Below are 19,615 nucleotides of genomic sequence, written 5' to 3' on the forward strand. Positions count from 1 at the left end.
ATGTGCCCAAGACACGGTTCGGGCAAGTGATGCTGCAAAACACTCACGCCCTCGTGTGGCAAATGCGGCAAATGTTTCACTTTGTGGCAAAATCCACTATCTGAAAGGCGAACAGGTTACGGAATAGCATGACATTTGCGCCCGACATCACAGAACGCCTTGCCCGCGCCCGTGCTGATTTGCGTATGGGCGTGCCGGTTGTCTTGCATGCGGCGAATGGGGCGGGTGCCGTCGTGCTGGCGGCTGAAACGCTTGATGCGGCGCGTTTGGCGCAGATTCGTGCCCTGGGTGATGGCGTTCTTGCGATCACATCATGGCGCGCTGAAACCCTGCGCGCGCGGGCCTATGACGGCGATGTCGCCCGGGTTGTCCTGCCACCTGATGTTGCACTGAACTGGGTGCGTGCGGTGGCCGACCCTGCGGACGATCTGAAATCACCGATGAAAGGCCCGCTGCGCAGCCAGCGTGATGGCACGGCCGATCTGCACCGCGCGGCGATTGCATTGGCCAAGGCGGCGCGCCTTTTGCCCGCGGCGGTGATTGCCCCTCTTACCGATACGGGCGCATTTGCAGCCGAACACGATCTGACCCGTCTGCCCGTCGAAGCGGCCCTGAACACCGCCCTTAGCCCCCTGAACCCCGTGATCAGCGCCCGCCTGCCGCTTGAGGTGTCCGAGGCAGGTCGCTTGCATATTTTCCGCCCCGATGACGGGGCCGAAGAACATTATGCGATCGAGATCGGTAGCCCGGATCGCGGCCAGCCCGTGCTGTCGCGTTTGCATTCGGCCTGCTTTACCGGTGATCTGCTGGGCAGCCTCAAATGCGACTGTGGCCCGCAACTGCGCGGTGCGCTGGCGCAGATGGGGGCCGAAGGCGCAGGTGTTTTGCTTTATCTGAATCAGGAAGGACGCGGGATTGGTCTTGCCAACAAGATGCGCGCCTATTCCTTGCAGGATCAGGGGTTTGATACGGTTGAGGCCAATCACCGTCTGGGATTCGAGGACGACGAGCGGGATTTTCGTATTGGCGCGGAAATCCTGAAACGGATGGGGTTTGCCAGTGTCCGCCTTCTTACCAATAACCCCGCCAAGGTCGCGCGGATGGAAGAAACCGGCATCAATGTCGTGGAACGTGTGCCGCTGAAAGTTGGTGAAAACCGCCACAACCATCACTATCTTGCGACAAAGGCCGCCAAATCAGGGCATTTGCTTTAGGATTTGGCGAACCGCAGCAGGATCGCCCCTGCCAGCGTCACAAAGGTGGACGCCACTTTGGCCAGATCCAGCCGTTCCTTCATAAAGAACACACCGATCAGCAGCGCAAAGATGATGCTGGTTTCCCGCAGGGCCGTGACCAGTGCGATGGGTGCTTGCGTGAACCCCCAGACCACCAGCGAATAGGCAGCGAAGGATGCAAAGCCACCCAGGACGAATGTGCGCGCGCCTTCGGTTGGTAATCGCGACAACACACCGGGGCGCTGCCAGCGCAAGTAGATCGCGAACACGACTGCGTTCAGCAGGGCCAGCACGCTGTAGAACCCAACAGCGGTCCCAGCGACACGCGCGCCCATGCCATCCACCAGTGAATAGCCGGCGATGAAACAGCCCGTCACCACGGCAAGTGCGGCGGCCTTGGGATTGCGCGCACCGTTCTGACCGCGCACCAGTCCAAGACTAAGGATACCAATACCGATCAACAGCACCGCCAGAGTTTCGGCCCCGCCCAGATGCACGTTCAAGAACAGCACCGACACGGCGGCAACGATCAACGGCGCGATGCCGCGCGCAATGGGGTAAACCTGGGTCAGATCGCCGATCTTGTAGGAATTGATCAAAAACACCTGATAACCAAAGTGCAAAACCATCCCGCCCGCCAGATAAGGCAGACTGGCAACCGTGGGCAGCGGCACAAAGCACAGGGCAACCAGTGCAAAGGGGGAGTGGCCGATGATCACGGCGGCCATGCTAAGTGTCTTGTCCTTGCCACCCTTGGCCATGGCATTCCACGATGCGTGCAGCACGGCGGCCAGAAGAACAGCAAGGATCACAGGTGTTGTCATCATGCCAGTTGCGCAAATCTGCGGCTGATTGGCAATCTATTGATTGGGATCAAGGTGCAAGCCCGACAATTGCACCATGCTTGACCAAACTGGAGGAGCTGCAATGACGACCCACAATAATCGCAAGGCCGAGCTGGAAAAGCGTCGCGCCGAACTGCACCAACGCATGATCGAGGCTGACGCCGAGCTTGATTCCCACACGAGCAAGGATTGGGAGGACAGCGCCACCGAACGCGAACAGGACGAGGTGTTCGAGGGGATCGGCCACGCGGCACAAGCTGAAATCGCGCAGATTGACGCCGCTTTGGCGCGACTTGCGAGCGGCGAATACGGTCATTGCGTCAAGTGCGGCACCAAAATCAGTGACCTGCGGCTTGATCTGCTGCCCGCAACCCCGTTCTGCAAGGATTGCGCCACCTGACGCCCCGTGCGTAATCTTGGCGCTATGACACCTTTCGATATGATCGTGACGCCGACCCATCTGCGCTTTCTGGGGCGTCGATTTCCCTGCACATGGGGCAAAGGCGGCATTTCCGATCACAAGAAAGAAGGCGATGGCGCAACACCGCGCGGGCAACACCGCCTGGTGGGGATGCTGTATCGGCCTGACCGGCTGGCGAAACCAAGCGATTGGGCCGTGCCGATCCGACCGGGCGATCGCTGGTCGGATGATGTGACCGACCCTTCTTATAATATGATGGTGCGCGCACCACACGATTTCAGCCACGAAAGGCTGGATCGCGCAGACCCGCTTTACGATCTGGTGATCCTGACCGATTGGAACTGGCCCTATGCGGTCAAAGGGCGCGGCTCGGCCATATTCATCCACCAGTGGCGGCGCGCAGGCTATCCAACCGAAGGCTGCATCGGGTTGCGGCGCGCCGATCTGCACTGGATCGCACCGCGAATCCGACACCGGACACGGCTGATCGTGCTTTAGGTCGCCACCCGTTCCCCGAAAATCGCCGAACCGACACGGATATGGGTGGCCCCCAGCGCAATCGCGCGTTCGAAATCGCTGCTCATCCCCATGGACAGACCTTTCAGCCCGTTGCGCGCGGCGATCTTGGCCAGCAAGGCGAAATGCAGCGAGGGTTCTTCATCGACGGGCGGAATGCACATCAATCCGCGCACGGGCAGGTCCATCGCCAGTGATTCCTGAATGAACCCATCGGCATCGGCGGGCAAAACGCCTGCCTTTTGCGTTTCCTCGCCGGTATTCACCTGCACGAACAAATCGGGGCATGTGCCCAACTCCTGTGCGAGCCGCGCCATCGTTTTGGCCAACTTGGGGCGGTCCAGCGTGTGGATGGCTTGGGCCAGTTCCATTGCCTGACGGGCCTTGTTGGTTTGTAGCGGGCCAATCAGATGCAGTTCGATCCCGTCATAACGCTCGCGAAAGGCGGGCCATTTGCCTGCGGCCTCTTGCACACGATTCTCGCCGAACACGCGGTGGCCTTCGTCCAGAATCGCCTGCACGCGTTCATTGGGCTGCACCTTGGACACAGCAATCAGGGTGGTTGACCCCGCAGCACGGGCGCTGGCGGCTTCTTGCTTGGCAACTTTGTCGCGTATCTCTGTCAGGGACATTCCCAGCCTCCTGTTATCGTTCGGGTTTTCCTTGTTCCCTTGGACATAAGGGGCAATCTGGCCGCTGTCATGGGCAAAACCGCCCAAATTGGTGTGTGGCACTGATGCATCATTTTTTTCGGACTGCCCGGAAATAGGCGCAATTGACTTGAGTGAACGGCCCGATGGGCGCAAAGACATCCTCAATGCTGGGCTATCTGGCATTCTGAGAATGCACAACACGAGGGAATATATCCATGAAAAGCATCCTTCTCGCCTCGACTGCCGTAATCGCCCTGGCTGGCGCTGCTGCAGCTGAAGTGTCCTTCGGTGGCGAAGCCACTCTGGGCTACAACGACAACACAACAACCGGTAACGACGGTTTCTATTGGGAAGCCAACGTTGCTGTGACCCTGTCGCAGGAACTGGACAACGGTCTGACCGCATCCGCAACCTTCGACTTCGACATTCTGGAAGACACTTCCGGCGGCTACACACTGGGTAAATACCTGGTTGCTGGCGGCTACGTCCTGTCGCTGGAATCCGAAACAGCTGGCCTGTTCTTCGGTGACACCGACCAGGCTGCTCAGACTCGCTGGGTTTCGGCTGGTGACATGGTCAACGACAATTTCTCCGAATCTGACGGCGAAATCGTTCTGCGCGGCGACATGTCGTTCGCAGGTTGGGACGCTTCCGTGTCCTACATCTGGGACGAAGCTGCTGACGGTGGCGACGATACACTCGACCAACTGTCGATCGGTGTTGCCGGTATGGTGGGTAACTTCACTGTTGCTCTGGCCTACCAGGCAGAAGACACAGACGTTGGCACAGCTTCCGGCGACTTCAACCCTGACGAAATCTTTGGTCTGTCGGTTGGCACATCGTTCGGCGGCGCAGACGTGACTTTCGCTTACGCTTCCAACAACACCATCAGCGAAGACTTCGATCGGTATCGAAGTTGCTTACCCAGTTGGTCCTGTGACCCTCGGCGCATACTTCGTATCCGAAGGCGGCGCACTGGTTGCTGACGGCTACGGTATCTCTGCTGAATACGCAGACGGCCCAATCGCTGTTTCCGTGAACTACGAAGTTCTGGACGATGGCCTTGCTGCAAACACAACTGCAGAAGACTGGTCGATCGAAGGTTCGTATGACGTAGGCAACGGCCTGACCGTTCTGGCCGGTGTTGCTGATGCAGGCGAAGACTTCTACGTAGCCGGTTCTTACGATCTGGGCGGCGGCGCGACACTTCTCGTGTCCTATGCTGACGACCAAGACACAGACTCCGGTGACGAAGTTGGCGATCCTGAGTATCAGGTCGGCACAACTGTCGAGGTTTCCTTCGAGTTCTAATCGAACCCCGAAGTTATCCTAAAGAGAGAGCGGTCCTTCGGGGCCGCTCTTTTCTTTTGGGCATATGACAGGCTATGCATGACGGGAAAATGAGGGGCAGGCAAACCTATGGCGATGATGAACAAACCCGCACTGGATCAGGCGTTCAAACGCGCAGCCGCCGCCCACAAGGCCGGCAATCTGGCCGAAGCAAAAGCCGGGTTCGAGCGCATAATCAAGGCCGTGCCGAACATGGCGCAGGCAAGGTTTCAACTGGCACGTATTCTGCTGGAAGCGGATGACGCAAAAGGTGCGGTTATCCATCTTGAAGCGGCCCGCAAGTCCGCCCCGAAACAGCCACCGGTCTGGCAACTTAGCGCGATAGCGCTTGGCGTACTTGGAGACACCGCGCGGATTGACAAATTCAACGCCGAACTGCGCGCCGCGCCCATCCCCGCCACCGTCAAATCCGATATCGCGGCAAAGATGAAATCCGACCGCCCCGCAGAATTCGGTGGTGCCCCCAAGGCAGAAATGGATGCGTTGATCGCAGCACTGGTGCGCCGGGATGGCGATCAGGCATTCGACATCGCGCAACGACTTGATACGGCGCACCCCGGCAACGCCCTGATCCTGAACGCCCTTGCAACGGCTTATGAATTGAAAGGTGACGCAACCGCCGCTGACGTCATTTTCCGCAAGGCCATTCGCACCGATCCCTATGCTGCCACCGTGCGCACCAATTACGCCCGCTACCTAAGCGAGCGCGAGCAGTTTCTGCCTGCGTCCCAACACCTTGAGCGGGCAACGCAACTTCAGCCCGACAACCCCAAACTGCTGATCATGTGGGCTGTTGCCCTTTGCGAAATCAAACAAGCCCGCCAGGCCGAGGAGGCCGCACACAAGGCAATTGAGCTGAGTGGCGGCGACCCCGAGGCCAAGCTTGCCCTTGCCCGCGCACAATCACTGAACCAAAAGCCTGACGCGGCGGTTGCCCTGTTCAACGAACTTGTCGCGGCAAATGCCTGCATGCCACGCGCATTGATTCAACGGGCCAACCATTATCAACACAGCGGTGATTTCGAAGCGTCCAACACCGATTATCTGGCCGCCCTCGCGCAAAAGCCCGATATGACGGAACTGTTCTATCAGATTGCCGTAGGGCGGAAATTTGCAGCTGATGATCCCGTCATTCCGATTCTGGAAGACCGTGCAAAAGCCGCATCACCCGATGGAATCGACGTAAATATCGCGTTTGCACTCAGCAAGATCTACGAAGACACCAAGCAATATGATCGGGTTTTCACCTACCTCAATGCGGCAAACGCGACGCTGGATGAGGCATGGAATCCGGACCGATATGGCAATTTTGAAAACCACGTCCACGAAATCGCGCTAAAGGTTGACCTTCAAAAGGTCGCAGCTAACTCGCCCAATCGTGCCAACCCCATTCTGGTAACAGGCTTGCCAAGGTCAGGAACGACGTTGACCGAACAGATCCTTGCGGCCCATTCCACGATGACAGGTGTCGGAGAGGCGCTCTGGTCACGCGCGGCCTTGCATCCTGTCATGGCCAGCAAGGCCGCTGCGGACTGGACGGAGAACGATCTGACCGCGGCCCTGAATACACTGGGCAGCGAATATGAACGGATGGCGCGCCAAGACTTTCCAAATGCCGGCCGCATGGTGGACAAGGCACTTGGAAACCACGAACAAATCGGCCTGTTGCGCGCGGCGATGCCCGATGCCCGCATTGTCGTTCTCAAGCGTGATCCAAGGGACAATCTGCTATCGATCTACAAGAACCGCTTTGCCGCAGGCAGCCTGAAATACAACACAGACATGCGTGCCCTTGCCCATTACTATTCCCGTTTCCTCAAGTGGCTGGATTACTGGCAAGACCTGTGGCCCGACAGTTTCCATGTCCTGGATTACGACAAACTGACCGCTGATCCCGAAGGTGAAGCGCGCAAACTTCTTGCCTATTGCGATCTGCCTTGGGAGGACGGCGTGCTGGACTTCCACAAGTCCGACAATTCCGTGCGCACCCTGTCGGTCTATCAGGTGCGCCAGCCGATTTACCGCAGTTCCGTGCGCAGTTGGGAACGTTATGCCGACGAACTTGCGCCACTGTTTGACGCACTCAAGGAATTTGGCGTGCCATTGCCTGACTAAGGCACGCGACAGACTCTTGTGAGGACTGGCAACATTGGCTAGGTATTCAGGGACAAATACATGGGGGCCGGGTTTTGGCACATATCCTTTCGTTTCGTTCGCTTATTGCTGCGGGTTCGCTGGCCGCGCTGACGGCCTGTGGCAGTTCCGGCAGCCTGGGTGGCAGCAACCCTTTTGGCAGTATCGGCAGCCTTGGCATTTCCGGTGGCGGTGCACGCGCGACTGATACTCCAACGCGGCAAGCCGTGCGCACACGCGGGGCCGAAAATGTAGCAGTAAACCGCTACCTTTGGGCCGCGTCGATTGATGTATTGAACTTCCTGCCGATCGAAAGCGTTGATCCGTTCACCGGCGTGATTTCGATGGGCTTTGGCACCCCGCCGGGTGGCAGCCGCAGCTATCGTGCAACGATTTACATCACCGATCCCGCACTTGATGCCCGTTCGCTCAACCTGTCGCTGCTGACGCGCGGCGGACCGGCAAGCGTCGAAACAACCCGCGCCGTCGAGGACGCGATCCTGTCACGCGCGCGCCAGCTACGGATTGCGGACGGACGGCTTTAGGCCCGCACGGCACCTTCCCTTGCGACCGCGCCGGGCCTGCAATACGCCCGGCGTTTCACATTCAAGGACCATATCCATGTCCCCCTACTCTCCTGCTGAAATCGAAGCCAAGTGGCAAGCCGCCTGGGACAAGGCCGGCACATTCAAAGCCGTGCGCACAGCCGACAAGCCGAAGTATTACGTGCTGGAAATGTTTCCCTATCCTTCGGGGCGCATTCATATCGGCCATGTGCGCAACTACACCATGGGCGATGTGATCGCGCGCTACAAACTGGCGACGGGCCACAACGTGCTGCACCCGATGGGGTTTGATGCCTTTGGGATGCCTGCTGAAAATGCGGCGATGGCATCCGGCGGCCACCCCAAGGATTGGACATACCAGAACATCGACGACATGGTCGCGCAGATGAAACCGCTGGGGTTCGGGCTTGACTGGTCGCGCATGTTCGCGACCTGTGATCCCGAATATTACGGCCAGCAGCAGGCCCTGTTCATCGACATGCTGGATGCGGGCCTGATTGACCGCAAGAATGCCACCGTGAACTGGGATCCGGTCGATATGACCGTGCTGGCCAACGAACAGGTGATCGACGGCAAAGGCTGGCGATCAGGGGCCGAGGTTGAGCGCAAAGACCTGACCCAGTGGTTCTTCAAGATTTCCGACATGGCCGAAGAACTGCTGGACGCGCTTGACGGGCTGGACGACTGGCCCGCCAAGGTCAAACTGATGCAAGCCAACTGGATTGGCAAATCGCGCGGCCTGCAATTCGCCTTTTCGATGATCGACGGCCCCGCGGGCCATGACCGGATCGAGGTTTACACAACCCGCCCCGACACCTTGATGGGCGCATCGTTCATCGGCATTTCGCCCGATCACCCGCTGGCCAAGCAGCTGGAACAGGACAACTCCGATCTGGCCGCCTTCAACGCGGAATGCCGCAAGGGTGGCACCACCGAAGAGGCGCTGGAAAAGGCCGACAAAATGGGGTTCGACACGGGCCTGCGTGTGCGCCACCCGTTTGATACCGCATGGGAACTGCCCGTTTATGTCGCCAACTTCATCCTGATGGACTATGGCACTGGCGCGATTTTCGGCTGCCCCGCCCATGACCAACGCGATTTCGACTTTGCCACGAAATACGGCCTGCCGATCATCCCGACCTTCCTGCCGTCAGCGGATAGCGACCCCGAACTGACCGAGGCCTTCGTTCCGACGAAAACCGAAATGGTCCATTGGGTCGCGCCGTTCAACTGGGACGCGGCGACCACCGGCGCCGATGCCATCGACGCCGCAATCGCGTTCTGCGAATCCAATGGCGTGGGCCAAGGTGTCACCAAATTCCGCCTGCGCGATTGGGGCCTGTCGCGGCAGCGCTATTGGGGTTGCCCGATCCCTGTTGTGCATTGCGATACCTGCGGCGTGGTGCCGGAAAAGAAGGACAACCTGCCCGTCGAGCTGCCCTATGATGTGACATTCGACATCCCCGGCAACCCGCTTGACCGCCACCCCACATGGCGTGATACGGCTTGCCCGTCTTGCGGGAAACCTGCCAAGCGGGAAACCGACACGATGGACACATTCGTGGATTCGTCATGGTATTTCGCGCGCTTTACCTCGCCCCATGCGGATACGCCCACGAGCGCCGAAGACGCCGCCTATTGGATGAACGTCGATCAATACATCGGCGGGATCGAACACGCGATCCTGCACCTGCTTTATTCGCGGTTCTTTGCCCGCGCGATGCAGAAAACCGGCCACCTGCCCGCCAAGGCGATCGAACCGTTTGATGCGCTGTTTACGCAAGGGATGGTGACGCATGCGATCTACAAAACAGCCGGCAAGGACGGGCGTCCCGTCTATCATTATCCCGAAACCGTTGAATTACGTGACGGGAGCGGGTTCCTCAAGGATGGCACGCAGGTCGAAATCATCCCCTCTGCCAAGATGTCCAAATCCAAAAACAACGTAGTGGATCCGGTCGCGATCATTGACCAATACGGGGCCGATACCGCCCGTTGGTTCGTGCTATCCGACAGCCCGCCGGAACGGGATGTGGAATGGACGGCATCGGGTGCCGAAGCGGCGTTCAAGCACCTGTCGCGCGTGCATCGGATTGCAAGCGACATCGCTGAAACCAGCGAAGCAGCCGCGCCCGAAGCTGACCAACAACTGCTCCGCGAGATGCACAAGACCATCTTTGATGTGACCCAAGGCGTCGAAAGCTTCGGCTTCAACGCCTCCATCGCCAAACTCTACGCCTTTACCAACACGCTTGCCAAATCCAAGGCGGGTGCGGACGCAAAACGCACAGCCATGCGCACGCTCGCGCAACTCATGTCACCCATGACGCCACACTTGGCCGAAGATATCTGGGCGATGCTGGGCGGTGAAGGCCTGATCGCCAACGCCCCCTGGCCCACGGCGGACGAGGCGATGCTGGTCGAGGATACCGTGACCCTGCCGATCCAGATCAACGGCAAGCGGCGGTCGGAAATCACCGTGGCCAAGGACATGCCAAAGGACGAGATTGAAAAACTTGTGCTGGCGGATCAAGCTGTGGTGCGCACCCTTGACGGGGCCGCGCCGAAAAAGCTGATCGTCGTGCCAGGAAGGATCGTCAATGTCGTCATCTAGCCCCGCCTTACCCCGCCGCGCCCTGATCCTTGGGGCGCTTGCCTTGGGCGGCTGCGGCTTTGCACCGGTTTACGGCACATCCGGTGCAGGCGGGGCGTTGCGCAACGCTGTCGATATCGAAACGCCTGCCACCCGTGAAGGGTTCCGCCTGCGCGCGCGCATTGAAGATCGGTTAGGGCGCACGGCATCGCCGCGCTATCGCTTGCGGGTCGCGCTGGATATCGATGCAAACCCAGTTGCAATCACGACCCAGCAAGATACGACGCGCTACAACCTGCCCGGCATCGCAACATGGACATTGATGGAAATGGGTGATGATACCGCCCTTGCCAGCGGTCAGGTCGACACATTTACCGCCTATTCCGCGGCCGGCACTACGGTTGCGACCCTTGAAGCCGAAGGCGATGCGCGCGACCGGCTTGGGACGGCCCTTGCCGATCTGATCATCACGCGGTTGATGATCGCCGCGCAGGACCTTTAGCGCGATGAAACTGAACCCGCGCGACGCATCCGGCTATTTTCGCAAGCCCGATCCTGACCGCACGGGCCTGTTGATTTTCGGCGCCGATGCCATGCGCGTCGCCCAACGACGCCAAGAGGTTATCGCCGCACTTGTTGGCCCCGAGGGCGAGGCCGAAATGCGGCTGACCCGTATCAACGCCGGTGATCTGCGCAAGGACCCCGCATTGCTGACTGACGCGATCAAGGCGCAGGGGTTTTTCCCGGGTGCGCGCGTCACTTTTGTCGAGGGGGCGACAGATGGGCTGGCCAAGGTAATTGGTGACGCGCTCGCGGATTGGCGGCAAGGCGATGCCCAAGTCATCGTGACCGCTGGCCAACTGACGGCCAAGTCCGCCCTGCGCAAACTGTTCGAGGCGCACACAAACGCCTATTGCGTGGGTCTTTACGACGATCCACCCTCGCGCGACGAGATCGAGGCGATTGTCAAAGCTGCAAACTTGCGGCCCCTGAGCCGCGATGCGATGGAGCAGCTGACGGTTCTGTCGCGGATGCTTGAACCCGGTGATTTTCGCCAAACGGTCGAAAAACTTGGGCTTTACAAACATGGCGACGACACCGAGGTCAGCATTGCCGACATCAGCGCCTGCGCGCCACAATCAAGCGAAGCGGCGCTGGATGATGTCCTCAATATCGTCGCTGAGGCCAAGGCCGACCAGATCGGTCCGACCCTGCGCAAGCTTTATGCCCAAGGTGTGAACCCTGTGGCGCTGTGTATTGGCGCAAACCGCCATTTTCGGGCGCTGCATACCGTTGTAAGTGATCCCGGTGGCGTGAATGCGGGCATAGGCCGGTTGCGCCCGCCTGTGTTTGGTCCGCGCCGTGACCGGATGGCGCGCCAGGCTAGCCAGTGGGGGCGTGCCAACCTGGAAGATGCGCTTGCCCACCTGATTGATACCGATCTTCAGCTACGCTCGGCCGATACGGCGCCAAAAGGTGCGCTGGTTGAACGAATGCTGATCCGCATCGCCATGTTGGCAAAGCGCACGGCGCGCTAGCCCGATCCGCGGTGGCAGAACCCAGACAACAAGCACAAGCTGACCCGTCAAAAGGACACATGCCGCCAGGTTTAGGCCAATCGCCGCGCCCGCGCCCGCGATGCCCAGGATGATGGCGGCAAAAAATCCGATGCTTGTCCAGACAACCGGACCTGCAATTCCACCAACTATGCCACGACCCACCGCAACCTTGACCCATGCCTCGCTAACGGCGCGCAGAACCAGTGCAAGCAACATCAGGCGTGCAAACCAAAGGTCGGACGGCAGCAGTTCGGGCCCGTTCGGCGACAGCGCATTTAGAACATCGGGCAACCAGATTGCGAGCGTCAATCCCGCCGCGCCAACCCCGGCCGCCTGCACCAAAGTCGCCCGCCAAAGCAGGCTATGTGCACCTGTTGGCCCCAAGCGCGCAGCCAGCCCGTCAAGCCCGATCAGCAGCACTGTCGCAAGCTGCCGCAAGTATCCCAGCACGACGAATATCAAGGCCAGTGTCACAAATTCCGGTGGTGGCAAAAGCACCCCGGCAACAATCACCGGCAACCGCAACGTGAACTGACCCGACAGCGCCAAAAGCCCGGTTTGGCGCAATAATACCCAAGGATTTATCGGGTGCGCAGCCTGTTGCGCGACTGGCCCCGCAGGCCAAAGCATAGCCAAACCCATCAGGCCAACCAGCGAAACGCATAGCGCTTGAAAGAACCAAAGCATCACTTGGTCAAGCGGACTATCGCCAGCCAAACGACTGACCAGCACAAAGCAGGCAAGCTCGGCGCAACGCCGCGCCGCTACATGGCAGGTGAATGTCAGCTGTTGGCCTGCAACAAGGAAAGCAGCCAATTTGGGTGCGAGGGCCGTGTGAACAAGCCCCCAGATCAGCGAACTTGCCAACCCCCATGCCAGAAGGTGTGGCGCGAACATGCCCTGCGTTGCGCTAAATACAACCCCTGCCCCAAGACCCCCGATTGTCACAATAGCCAACAGTAACCAGCGAATCTGTTGGTTGGCGCGGGCCTGACCGCGCACAAGTAGCGGCACCGAGACAGTTTCAGCGATATTTCCAGGCAGCATTGCAACCCAGCGCCACGCCAGAACCATCAGGTAAAGGCCAAGCAAATCCTGCCCCATGCCCGCGACAAGGCGGATCATCCAAAGGCCGATACCCAGCGTTACGAACAAACGGATTGCGTTAACAAGCGCGTTATTTAACAGGCGTTTCTGCATTTTTTCCTTGCGCGACGTCAACATGCGGTGACAAAAAGTGGCACGTTCTGGGAAGGCTATCATGTGAGCTGTTAACAATTGATGTTAGGCGGATCGCCGCGAGTAACCGGTTTAGCGCAAAAAATTTTGCGAACTGCGCGCTCTAGTTGTATAAGTTGTGGATTGAATGTTAACGAAGTGGCCGCCAGTTGTGATCGATTTTCTTGATAATCTCTCTCGACCAGCCAAGCGCGCCATTTTGTTGTTCATGGATGTTGCCCTGGTTCCTGTCGCGATCGTGTGTGCATTTGCGCTGCGTTACGGTATGCCAAATCCGGCACCGGTCGTCTTGAATGAAATCCCCCTTTTGCTGCTTGTGACGGTTCTGTCGGGTGGGATCATCAACGCTATGGGCTTGCCACGGATCAAACTTCAATCGCTCGAAGTGCAGGCGGTCGCGCGTATCGCCCTGACAGCGGCGATCCTTGCCGTATCTGCAATCGTCGCCAGCTATCTTATCGCATCGGGCGAGCCGCGCTCGGTTCCGCTGATATTCGGGGCGGTGTTTTTTGGCATGTCGCTTGGCACGCGGCTGATCGCGATTACCCTTCTCGAAAAGCTGCGTGAACGCGGCACCACTCGCCTTCCGGTTGCAATCTACGGCGCCGGATCGGCTGGTGTTCAACTGGCTGCTGCGCTGCGCAGTTCGCGCGAGGCGCGCGCGGTTGTCTTTGTCGATGACAATCCGTCCTACGATGGGCTGATGGTGGCGGGACTTCCCGTCAAGTCACCCAATGTCTTGCGCGGCATGGCCGATCAGGGACGCATCAAGCGGGTTCTGTTGGCCCTGCCGTCTGTCACATCTACGCGCAAAAACGAAATCCTGCGCCGTTTGTCGGACCTGCCCTGCGAGGTGCAGATGCTGCCATCCCACGGTGAATTGCTCGAGCGTGGCTCGATCGAAGAAAATCTGCGCACGGTCACACCCGATGAATTGCTGGGGCGCAACAAGGTTGACCTGAACGTGCCCGATGTTGCCAAGGCATATGCGGGCCGGTGCGTTTTGGTGACTGGCGCGGGAGGGTCCATCGGCTCGGAACTTTGCCGCCAGTTGCTGGACTGTCAGCCGCGCAAGATCATCCTTTATGACCACAGCGAATTTGCGCTTTATTCAGTCGAACGCGACCTGCGCAAGCTGCTGGTCGGCAAAAACATCGCCCTGCGCGCCCAACTTGGGTCCGTCACCGACAAGGACGGCGCGACCCGTGTTCTCCGCGAGAACAACGTCGAAATCGTGCTGCACGCCGCCGCCTACAAACACGTTCCCCTGGTCGAGGACAACGAGGTCGCCGGTGCGCGCAACAACGTGTTGGGCACGCATTGCATGGCCGAAGCAGCCTGTGAAGCAGGTGTCGAACGTTTCATTCTGGTGTCCACCGACAAGGCCGTGCGCCCGACCAATATCATGGGCGCGACCAAGCGCTTGGCGGAACTGGTCATCCAGGACATTCAAACCCGCCGACCCAAGACCAAACTGGCAATGGTCCGCTTTGGCAATGTGCTTGGGTCGTCGGGATCGGTTCTGCCCTTGTTTCAAAGCCAGATCGAAATCGGCGGCCCTGTCACCGTCACCCATTCAGACGTCACGCGCTTTTTCATGACAATCCCCGAAGCTGCGCGGCTTGTGCTTTTGGCCGGGGCCTATGCCGAAGGCGGCGATGTGTTCGTCCTTGATATGGGCAAGCCGATCAGGATCATCGACATGGCCCGCCGGATGATCGAACTTAGCGGACAGCGCGTCAAGGAAGACGGCGACATTGGCGGCATTGCAATCGAAGTGACAGGGCTACGCCCCGGCGAGAAGCTTTATGAAGAACTGCTGATTGACGACGAAAGCCTGCGCGCGACTCCGCACGAAAAGATCCTGCGGGCGCACGAGGATTATCTCTCCGAAATTGAAACGGCGGCGATGTTCCGCGACCTGCGCGAAGCTGTGACAACAGGCGACAAGGAACGCGTGCGCCGAAATGTTGCGAAATATGTGATCGGTTATCACCAGCAGGGTGTTGCATCCGCGTGATCAAAGCGCCCTGAATACTGCGAAACCCCGTCGATATTGTGTCACAATCGTCAGGTAACGACACAAGACCGCGCCCGCTATCAGGAGAGCCTTGCCCATGTGCAGCATTTGCCAAGCCATGAATCCCACAGAGGATTACACGTTTCACACCGTCCCGATGACATCAGGGCCGATGATGGCTGCACTCAGCGAAACAGGTGATGCAACGGGCACATTCCCCGGCATGGGCGCCTGGGGTGGCGACGTGATTGCCGATGGCGACACATTTGATGGCACGATCGCCAGCAACAGCGATGTGGACCTGATCCAGGTTGTCGTCGAAGCGGGCAGCACGTGGACCTTCCAGATGGAGGAGACAGGCACCAATGGCGGCAGCTTTGATCCCTACATGCAACTGTATGACGCCAGCGGCACATTGGTCGACAGCCAAAACACCTGGTCGATCAGTGGCGGTAACTACACCTCGATCATGAGCTACACAAACAGCGGCGCAACCGATCTGACTCTTTACCTAAGCGCCTCGGACTACGCCGGGTTTGGCGCGGGCAACGGCACCTATACGATCAGCGCTGACAAGGTGATTGACGGGCCTTACGGCGATTTCACCGTGACCGAAGTGGCCAACATGCTGACATCAGGCACGCGGTCTTACGGGCTTTCGACACAGACCTACGCGTGGGACGTTGATGTGGGTGATGCCCTCACAACGAACGACAGTATCGACGTCGACATATCGCGCCTTGATGCAACGGGACAACTGCTTGCCACTGCCGCGCTTGAAGCATGGTCGATGGCAGTCGGGATCGACTTCAACTTTACGTCCATGTCTTCTTCTGGTGGCTTTTCCACCAGCGGCAACGGCATTATCTTTTATGACAACGACGACGGGGCCTATGCAAACACACAGTTTTATACCTCGGGCGAAATCATCAATGCGTTTGTGAACGTCAGCACGGACTGGCTTTATGGGGGTGGGGGCATCTCGGCGCAGGGCACCACGATCGACAGCTATTCGTTCCAGACCTACATCCACGAAATCGGCCACGCCTTGGGGCTAAGCCATGGCGGGTTCTACAACAGCAGCGCAAATTACGCTGACGATGCGGCCTATGCGAACGACAGTTGGCAGATGTCGGCGATGTCCTATTTTTCGCAGACCGAGAATACGAGCATCACCGCCGACAAGGCCTATACCTTTACGCCGATGATCGCTGACATGCTGGCCGCGCAGATGTTATACGGCGTTGCCGGAGATTTGCGCACAGGCAACACGACCTATGGCGTGGGATCAACAGCGGGTGGCTATTACGACGATTTCGCCACCTATGCCGGCGACCTTGCGATCACAATCATCGACGACGGCGGGATCGACACGATCAGTTTCAGCACGACAGTTGCCAACCAGACGGTCAATCTGGGGGATGGCGAAATATCGGATGTGCAGGGGCTGATCGGCAATCTGATCATCAACACCGGCACGATCATCGAAAACTTCATTTCCGGGTCGGGCAACGACAACCTGACGGGCAACGCCGTCAAGAACGTCATCAGTGCCGGGAACGGCAACGATACGGTCGCGGGCCTTGATGGTGATGATATCCTGCACGGGAACGGCGGCGACGACATGATGACCGGCGACACCGGCGCGGACACGCTCAACGGTGGCAACGGTGCTGATACGCTGGATGGCGGCAGCGAGGATGATGTGATCCGCGGTCAGGGCGGCAATGACGACATCACTGGCGGGGATGGCAACGATTCAATCTTTACCGGTATCAACGACGACACGGCCTATGGCGGCGCGGGCAATGACAACATGCTTGGGCAGGGCCAGGTCGACACCCTGTTTGGCGGCGCGGGCAATGACACGCTTTCGGGTGGATCGGGCAATGACGTGCTTGATGGCGGCGCGGATGACGACACCCTTTATGGCAACGGAAACAACGACACGCTTTATGGTCAGGCCGGCGACGATTTCTTGCTGGGCGCAGCCGGATCAGACGTCTTGTTTGGCGGGGGCGGGCACGACACGCTGAACGGATCAACCGGCAGCGATGTGATCACCGGTGGCAGCGGCAACGACACGATGAATGGTGGCGACAATGCTGATACCTTTGTCTTTGGCACCGGCTTTGGCGATGACCGGATTAACGCCTATGAACAGGGTATTGATACGCTGCAACTGGATGATGCGATCTGGGGTGGTGGCTTGACGGCGCAGCAGGTTGTCGCAACCTATGGCAACCTGAACGGCGCAGGCACGATCCTGACGCTTGATTTCGGTAGCGGCAACATCATTGAGGTGCAGTCAGGCGGCGGCATCAACGACGCCACGCTCCACCTTGATCTGTCGATCGTCTAGTAGTTGTCGTAGCCAACGCCGTATGATGCATAGCCATACTGCTTGAGCCCCTTGGGATCGACCTGCGTCAGCATGGTGCCCAGCACCTTACCGCCCGCGCTTTCCAGCGCGCGGATGCCCTGACGCACCTGTTCGCGGCCCGTCTGATCCCAGCGCACGGCATAGATCACACCATCAACCTGACGGCACAGCACACGCGCATCCGGCACCGCCAGAACCGGGGGTGTGTCGATGATGATCACGTCAAAACGTGTGCGCAGGTCAGCGATGAAGTCATGGAACTTGTTTGATGAATAAAGGTCCGAAGCATTGGCGCCGGTTGCCTCGCCCTGAAGCACCGAAAAGCCGCCCTGATGGACAACGGCGTCATCCAGTGACACCTCGCCCATGAACACGGAAACCAGGCCGGCCTTGCCCTTGATGTCAAAGTAGTTCGAGAATACGCGCCGCCGAATGTCGCCTTCGATCAAAAGCACCTTCTTGCCCAGCGCGGCATAGTTGTTGGCCAGCATGATCGAATGGGTCGTTTTACCTTCGCCCGGTTGCGAGGATGTCACCATGATCACCTGCGGCGGGTTATCGACGTTGGACATCATCACCGAGGTGCGCAGGTTGCGCACCGCCTCGCCCGCCGGCGAATTTGGTGTCTCCTTGATAAATCGCATCAGGTTCTTGCGATCACGCGACGGCAGCAGCGGAATCTGCCCCAGGACAGCGTGCCCCGAAGCCGCCTCAAGCTCGTCAGCGGTGCGGAAGGTGTTTTGGCGATATTCACGCACCAGCACCAGCGCGATACCCAGCAGCAGACCAAAGACAAGCCCAAGCGGCAAAAGTGTCGACAAACGCGGCGACACAGGACCACCAGGAACAAACGCCGTGCTAAGGACGCGCGCATCTGCTTCCTGAATGCCTTGCTGCACGCTCGTCTCCTTGAGACGGTTCAGGAAATACTCGTAGATCAACCGGCTCGCCTCGGCCTCGCGGCGCAACTGTTGCAACATCACCAGATCCGCGGATTGCATCTCGATCTGGGCCTGCAAGTCTGCGACCGCCTGGGTCAGCGTTGTCGTTTGCATGGTGCTGCGATCAGCGACATTGCGTGCCGTGTCCAAAACGGCCGCGAACCGCTGTTCCGCCAGTTCTGCGTCGCGGGTGCCAGCCTGAACCCCCTGCCAGATCTGACGCAGGACCGTATCATCGGCAACCGCGACCATCTCGGCCATGTCGCCGCTGTTCTGAACCGCCACAAGGGCATCGACGCGTTGGGATGCTGTTTGCGCGCTTACCGTCACGCCAGCAAGCCGGTCGCGCAGATCCTTGAGTTGACGGTTCAGACCCTCAAGACCTTCGGGGCCGGCAAGGTCGGTCTCGGTTTCAAACTGCTGGACGGCGGCATCGGCATCTTCAAGTTCGACCTTGAGGCGGGACACGCGTTCGGTCAGCCATTCCGTTGCCCTTTCGGTTGCCGCAAATTTCAGGTCCACCTGATCCTGAATATAGGCCTCGGACAGGGTATTTGCGATCAAGGCGGACTTGCGCGCATCAAGCGTGACAACGGTAATGCGAAACACAAGGCTTTGGCGCACGTTGGTCACGTTAATCGCAGCCAGAACGCCATCAATCGTCAGGTCGCGCTGTTGTTCCTGTGACAGTTCACGCCGCGGCAAACCCAGCAGGCGTGCGATCGGTTCTTGGGGTTGCAGTGCCGGGTTAAATTCGGGGTCGCTTGTCAGGTCCAGCTGCGCCACCACCTTGCCGACAAGGTTGCGCGAACGCAGCACTTCGATTTCCGTGTAAACGGCCGCCGAATCCGCCCCCAAGGCGGAAATCACACTTTCCAGCTCAAGCACCTGCCCTTCGCGGCTTTCCAGCGCGATCACCGTGTGTGCCGAATAGCGGGGCTTGGCAAGTTCGAGCACATAATACGCTGTCGCGGCCACAAACAGAACAACCATGAACCCGATCAGGATTTTTCCGCGCCACAGGATCGCAAGCACATCAAGCGGTGACAGGCCACCACCGCGCAGGTTCTCTTGCAAGGACGCTTGATCAGGTCGCACTGCCAGCGATGGATTTGGAGTATTCATGACCAACGGACCCAGATTGTTCGATTTACGCCTTCT

Annotated in this window: 16 protein-coding genes; 12 read left to right on the forward strand and 4 right to left on the reverse strand. The window is 59.0% G+C overall.

The window, feature by feature from the left end; genetic code table 11:
- The first annotated feature begins 128 nt into the window (after positions 1 to 128).
- On the forward strand, positions 129 to 1,214 hold the full coding sequence (gene ribA / locus SJY21_RS09475; protein WP_377509475.1) for a GTP cyclohydrolase II: 1,086 nt from the start codon (positions 129 to 131) through the stop codon (positions 1,212 to 1,214).
- Here the strand turns inward: ribA and SJY21_RS09480 are convergent.
- Positions 1,211 to 2,059 (reverse strand): EamA family transporter, encoded by an 849-nt coding sequence (locus SJY21_RS09480; protein WP_377509478.1) that lies wholly within the window; start codon positions 2,057 to 2,059, stop codon positions 1,211 to 1,213. The genes ribA and SJY21_RS09480 overlap by 4 nt on opposite strands.
- A 103-nt stretch (positions 2,060 to 2,162) precedes the next feature.
- Here SJY21_RS09480 and SJY21_RS09485 point away from each other — a divergent pair, with 103 nt between their 5' ends.
- Together SJY21_RS09485 and SJY21_RS09490 are read left to right on the forward strand one after the other, a co-directional pair.
- Positions 2,163 to 2,480: a TraR/DksA family transcriptional regulator gene (locus SJY21_RS09485; protein WP_377509481.1), complete on the forward strand. Its 318-nt coding sequence runs from the start codon at positions 2,163 to 2,165 to the stop codon at positions 2,478 to 2,480.
- Positions 2,481 to 2,504: 24 nt separating this feature from the next.
- Positions 2,505 to 2,999, forward strand: a complete 495-nt coding sequence (locus SJY21_RS09490) for a L,D-transpeptidase (protein WP_377509484.1) — start codon at positions 2,505 to 2,507, stop codon at positions 2,997 to 2,999.
- On the opposite strand, the gene SJY21_RS09495 is transcribed toward SJY21_RS09490, so the two are convergent.
- Positions 2,996 to 3,649 carry a YggS family pyridoxal phosphate-dependent enzyme gene (locus SJY21_RS09495; RefSeq protein WP_377509487.1) on the reverse strand — a complete coding sequence of 218 codons (654 nt, stop codon included), beginning with the start codon at positions 3,647 to 3,649 and terminating at the stop codon, positions 2,996 to 2,998. The two genes, SJY21_RS09490 and SJY21_RS09495, sit on opposite strands and share 4 nt — an antisense overlap.
- A 236-nt stretch (positions 3,650 to 3,885) precedes the next feature.
- Here SJY21_RS09495 and SJY21_RS09500 point away from each other — a divergent pair, with 236 nt between their 5' ends.
- The 7 genes from SJY21_RS09500 (at position 3,886) to holA (ending at position 11,850) form a co-directional block, all read left to right on the forward strand.
- Positions 3,886 to 4,656: a porin gene (locus SJY21_RS09500; RefSeq protein ID WP_377509490.1), complete on the forward strand. Its 771-nt coding sequence runs from the start codon at positions 3,886 to 3,888 to the stop codon at positions 4,654 to 4,656.
- Complete coding sequence (locus tag SJY21_RS09505) at positions 4,607 to 4,981, forward strand: hypothetical protein (RefSeq protein ID WP_377509493.1); 375 nt, start codon at positions 4,607 to 4,609, stop codon at positions 4,979 to 4,981. Before SJY21_RS09500 ends, SJY21_RS09505 begins: the two co-directional genes overlap by 50 nt.
- A gap of 114 nt (positions 4,982 to 5,095) precedes the next feature.
- Positions 5,096 to 7,135: a sulfotransferase gene (locus tag SJY21_RS09510; protein WP_377509496.1), complete on the forward strand. Its 2,040-nt coding sequence runs from the start codon at positions 5,096 to 5,098 to the stop codon at positions 7,133 to 7,135.
- 83 nt (positions 7,136 to 7,218) lie between these two features.
- Entirely contained in the window at positions 7,219 to 7,698 is a 480-nt protein-coding gene (locus tag SJY21_RS09515; RefSeq protein WP_377513204.1) for a DUF3576 domain-containing protein, read from the forward strand.
- Between the two features lie 76 nt (positions 7,699 to 7,774).
- The gene (gene leuS, locus SJY21_RS09520; protein WP_377509499.1) at positions 7,775 to 10,333 is read left to right on the forward strand and encodes a leucine--tRNA ligase; all 2,559 of its coding nucleotides are present in this window, start codon (positions 7,775 to 7,777) and stop codon (positions 10,331 to 10,333) included.
- Positions 10,320 to 10,814: a hypothetical protein gene (locus SJY21_RS09525; RefSeq protein WP_377509502.1), complete on the forward strand. Its 495-nt coding sequence runs from the start codon at positions 10,320 to 10,322 to the stop codon at positions 10,812 to 10,814. The genes leuS and SJY21_RS09525 overlap by 14 nt, the downstream gene beginning before the upstream one ends.
- Before the next feature lie 4 nt (positions 10,815 to 10,818).
- The gene (gene holA, locus SJY21_RS09530) at positions 10,819 to 11,850 is read left to right on the forward strand and encodes a DNA polymerase III subunit delta (RefSeq protein WP_377509505.1); all 1,032 of its coding nucleotides are present in this window, start codon (positions 10,819 to 10,821) and stop codon (positions 11,848 to 11,850) included.
- Here holA and SJY21_RS09535 read toward each other — a convergent pair.
- Positions 11,761 to 13,071: a hypothetical protein gene (locus SJY21_RS09535; RefSeq protein WP_377509513.1), complete on the reverse strand. Its 1,311-nt coding sequence runs from the start codon at positions 13,069 to 13,071 to the stop codon at positions 11,761 to 11,763. The two genes, holA and SJY21_RS09535, sit on opposite strands and share 90 nt — an antisense overlap.
- Before the next feature lie 247 nt (positions 13,072 to 13,318).
- Between SJY21_RS09535 and SJY21_RS09540 the strand changes: the two genes are divergently transcribed.
- Together SJY21_RS09540 and SJY21_RS09545 are read left to right on the forward strand one after the other, a co-directional pair.
- Positions 13,319 to 15,130, forward strand: a complete 1,812-nt coding sequence (locus SJY21_RS09540) for a polysaccharide biosynthesis protein (RefSeq protein WP_377509516.1) — start codon at positions 13,319 to 13,321, stop codon at positions 15,128 to 15,130.
- Positions 15,131 to 15,248: 118 nt separating this feature from the next.
- Complete coding sequence (locus SJY21_RS09545; protein WP_377509518.1) at positions 15,249 to 17,492, forward strand: M10 family metallopeptidase C-terminal domain-containing protein; 2,244 nt, start codon at positions 15,249 to 15,251, stop codon at positions 17,490 to 17,492.
- On the opposite strand, the gene SJY21_RS09550 is transcribed toward SJY21_RS09545, so the two are convergent.
- Complete coding sequence (locus SJY21_RS09550; RefSeq protein ID WP_377509520.1) at positions 17,489 to 19,579, reverse strand: polysaccharide biosynthesis tyrosine autokinase; 2,091 nt, start codon at positions 19,577 to 19,579, stop codon at positions 17,489 to 17,491. The genes SJY21_RS09545 and SJY21_RS09550 overlap by 4 nt on opposite strands.
- Positions 19,580 to 19,615: the final 36 nt, after the last annotated feature.

The organism is Octadecabacter sp. R77987 (assembly GCF_042466115.1).
Lineage (GTDB): Bacteria > Pseudomonadota > Alphaproteobacteria > Rhodobacterales > Rhodobacteraceae > SW4.

Bases quoted from the DNA above. Each gene is read 5' to 3' on its own strand.
- SJY21_RS09510 (WP_377509496.1), top strand. From the start codon at position 5,096: ATGATGAACAAACCCGCACTGGATCAGGCGTTCAAACGCGCAGCCGCC.
- SJY21_RS09485 (WP_377509481.1), top strand. From the start codon at position 2,163: ATGACGACCCACAATAATCGCAAGGCCGAGCTGGAAAAGCGTCGCGCC.
- leuS (WP_377509499.1), top strand. From the start codon at position 7,775: ATGTCCCCCTACTCTCCTGCTGAAATCGAAGCCAAGTGGCAAGCCGCC.
- SJY21_RS09540 (WP_377509516.1), top strand. From the start codon at position 13,319: ATGGATGTTGCCCTGGTTCCTGTCGCGATCGTGTGTGCATTTGCGCTG.
- SJY21_RS09480 (WP_377509478.1), bottom strand. From the start codon at position 2,059: ATGACAACACCTGTGATCCTTGCTGTTCTTCTGGCCGCCGTGCTGCAC.
- SJY21_RS09550 (WP_377509520.1), bottom strand. From the start codon at position 19,579: ATGAATACTCCAAATCCATCGCTGGCAGTGCGACCTGATCAAGCGTCC.
- ribA (WP_377509475.1), top strand. From the start codon at position 129: ATGACATTTGCGCCCGACATCACAGAACGCCTTGCCCGCGCCCGTGCT.
- holA (WP_377509505.1), top strand. From the start codon at position 10,819: ATGAAACTGAACCCGCGCGACGCATCCGGCTATTTTCGCAAGCCCGAT.
- SJY21_RS09500 (WP_377509490.1), top strand. From the start codon at position 3,886: ATGAAAAGCATCCTTCTCGCCTCGACTGCCGTAATCGCCCTGGCTGGC.
- SJY21_RS09495 (WP_377509487.1), bottom strand. From the start codon at position 3,649: ATGTCCCTGACAGAGATACGCGACAAAGTTGCCAAGCAAGAAGCCGCC.
- SJY21_RS09525 (WP_377509502.1), top strand. From the start codon at position 10,320: ATGTCGTCATCTAGCCCCGCCTTACCCCGCCGCGCCCTGATCCTTGGG.
- SJY21_RS09545 (WP_377509518.1), top strand. From the start codon at position 15,249: ATGAATCCCACAGAGGATTACACGTTTCACACCGTCCCGATGACATCA.
- SJY21_RS09535 (WP_377509513.1), bottom strand. From the start codon at position 13,071: ATGCAGAAACGCCTGTTAAATAACGCGCTTGTTAACGCAATCCGTTTG.
- SJY21_RS09490 (WP_377509484.1), top strand. From the start codon at position 2,505: ATGACACCTTTCGATATGATCGTGACGCCGACCCATCTGCGCTTTCTG.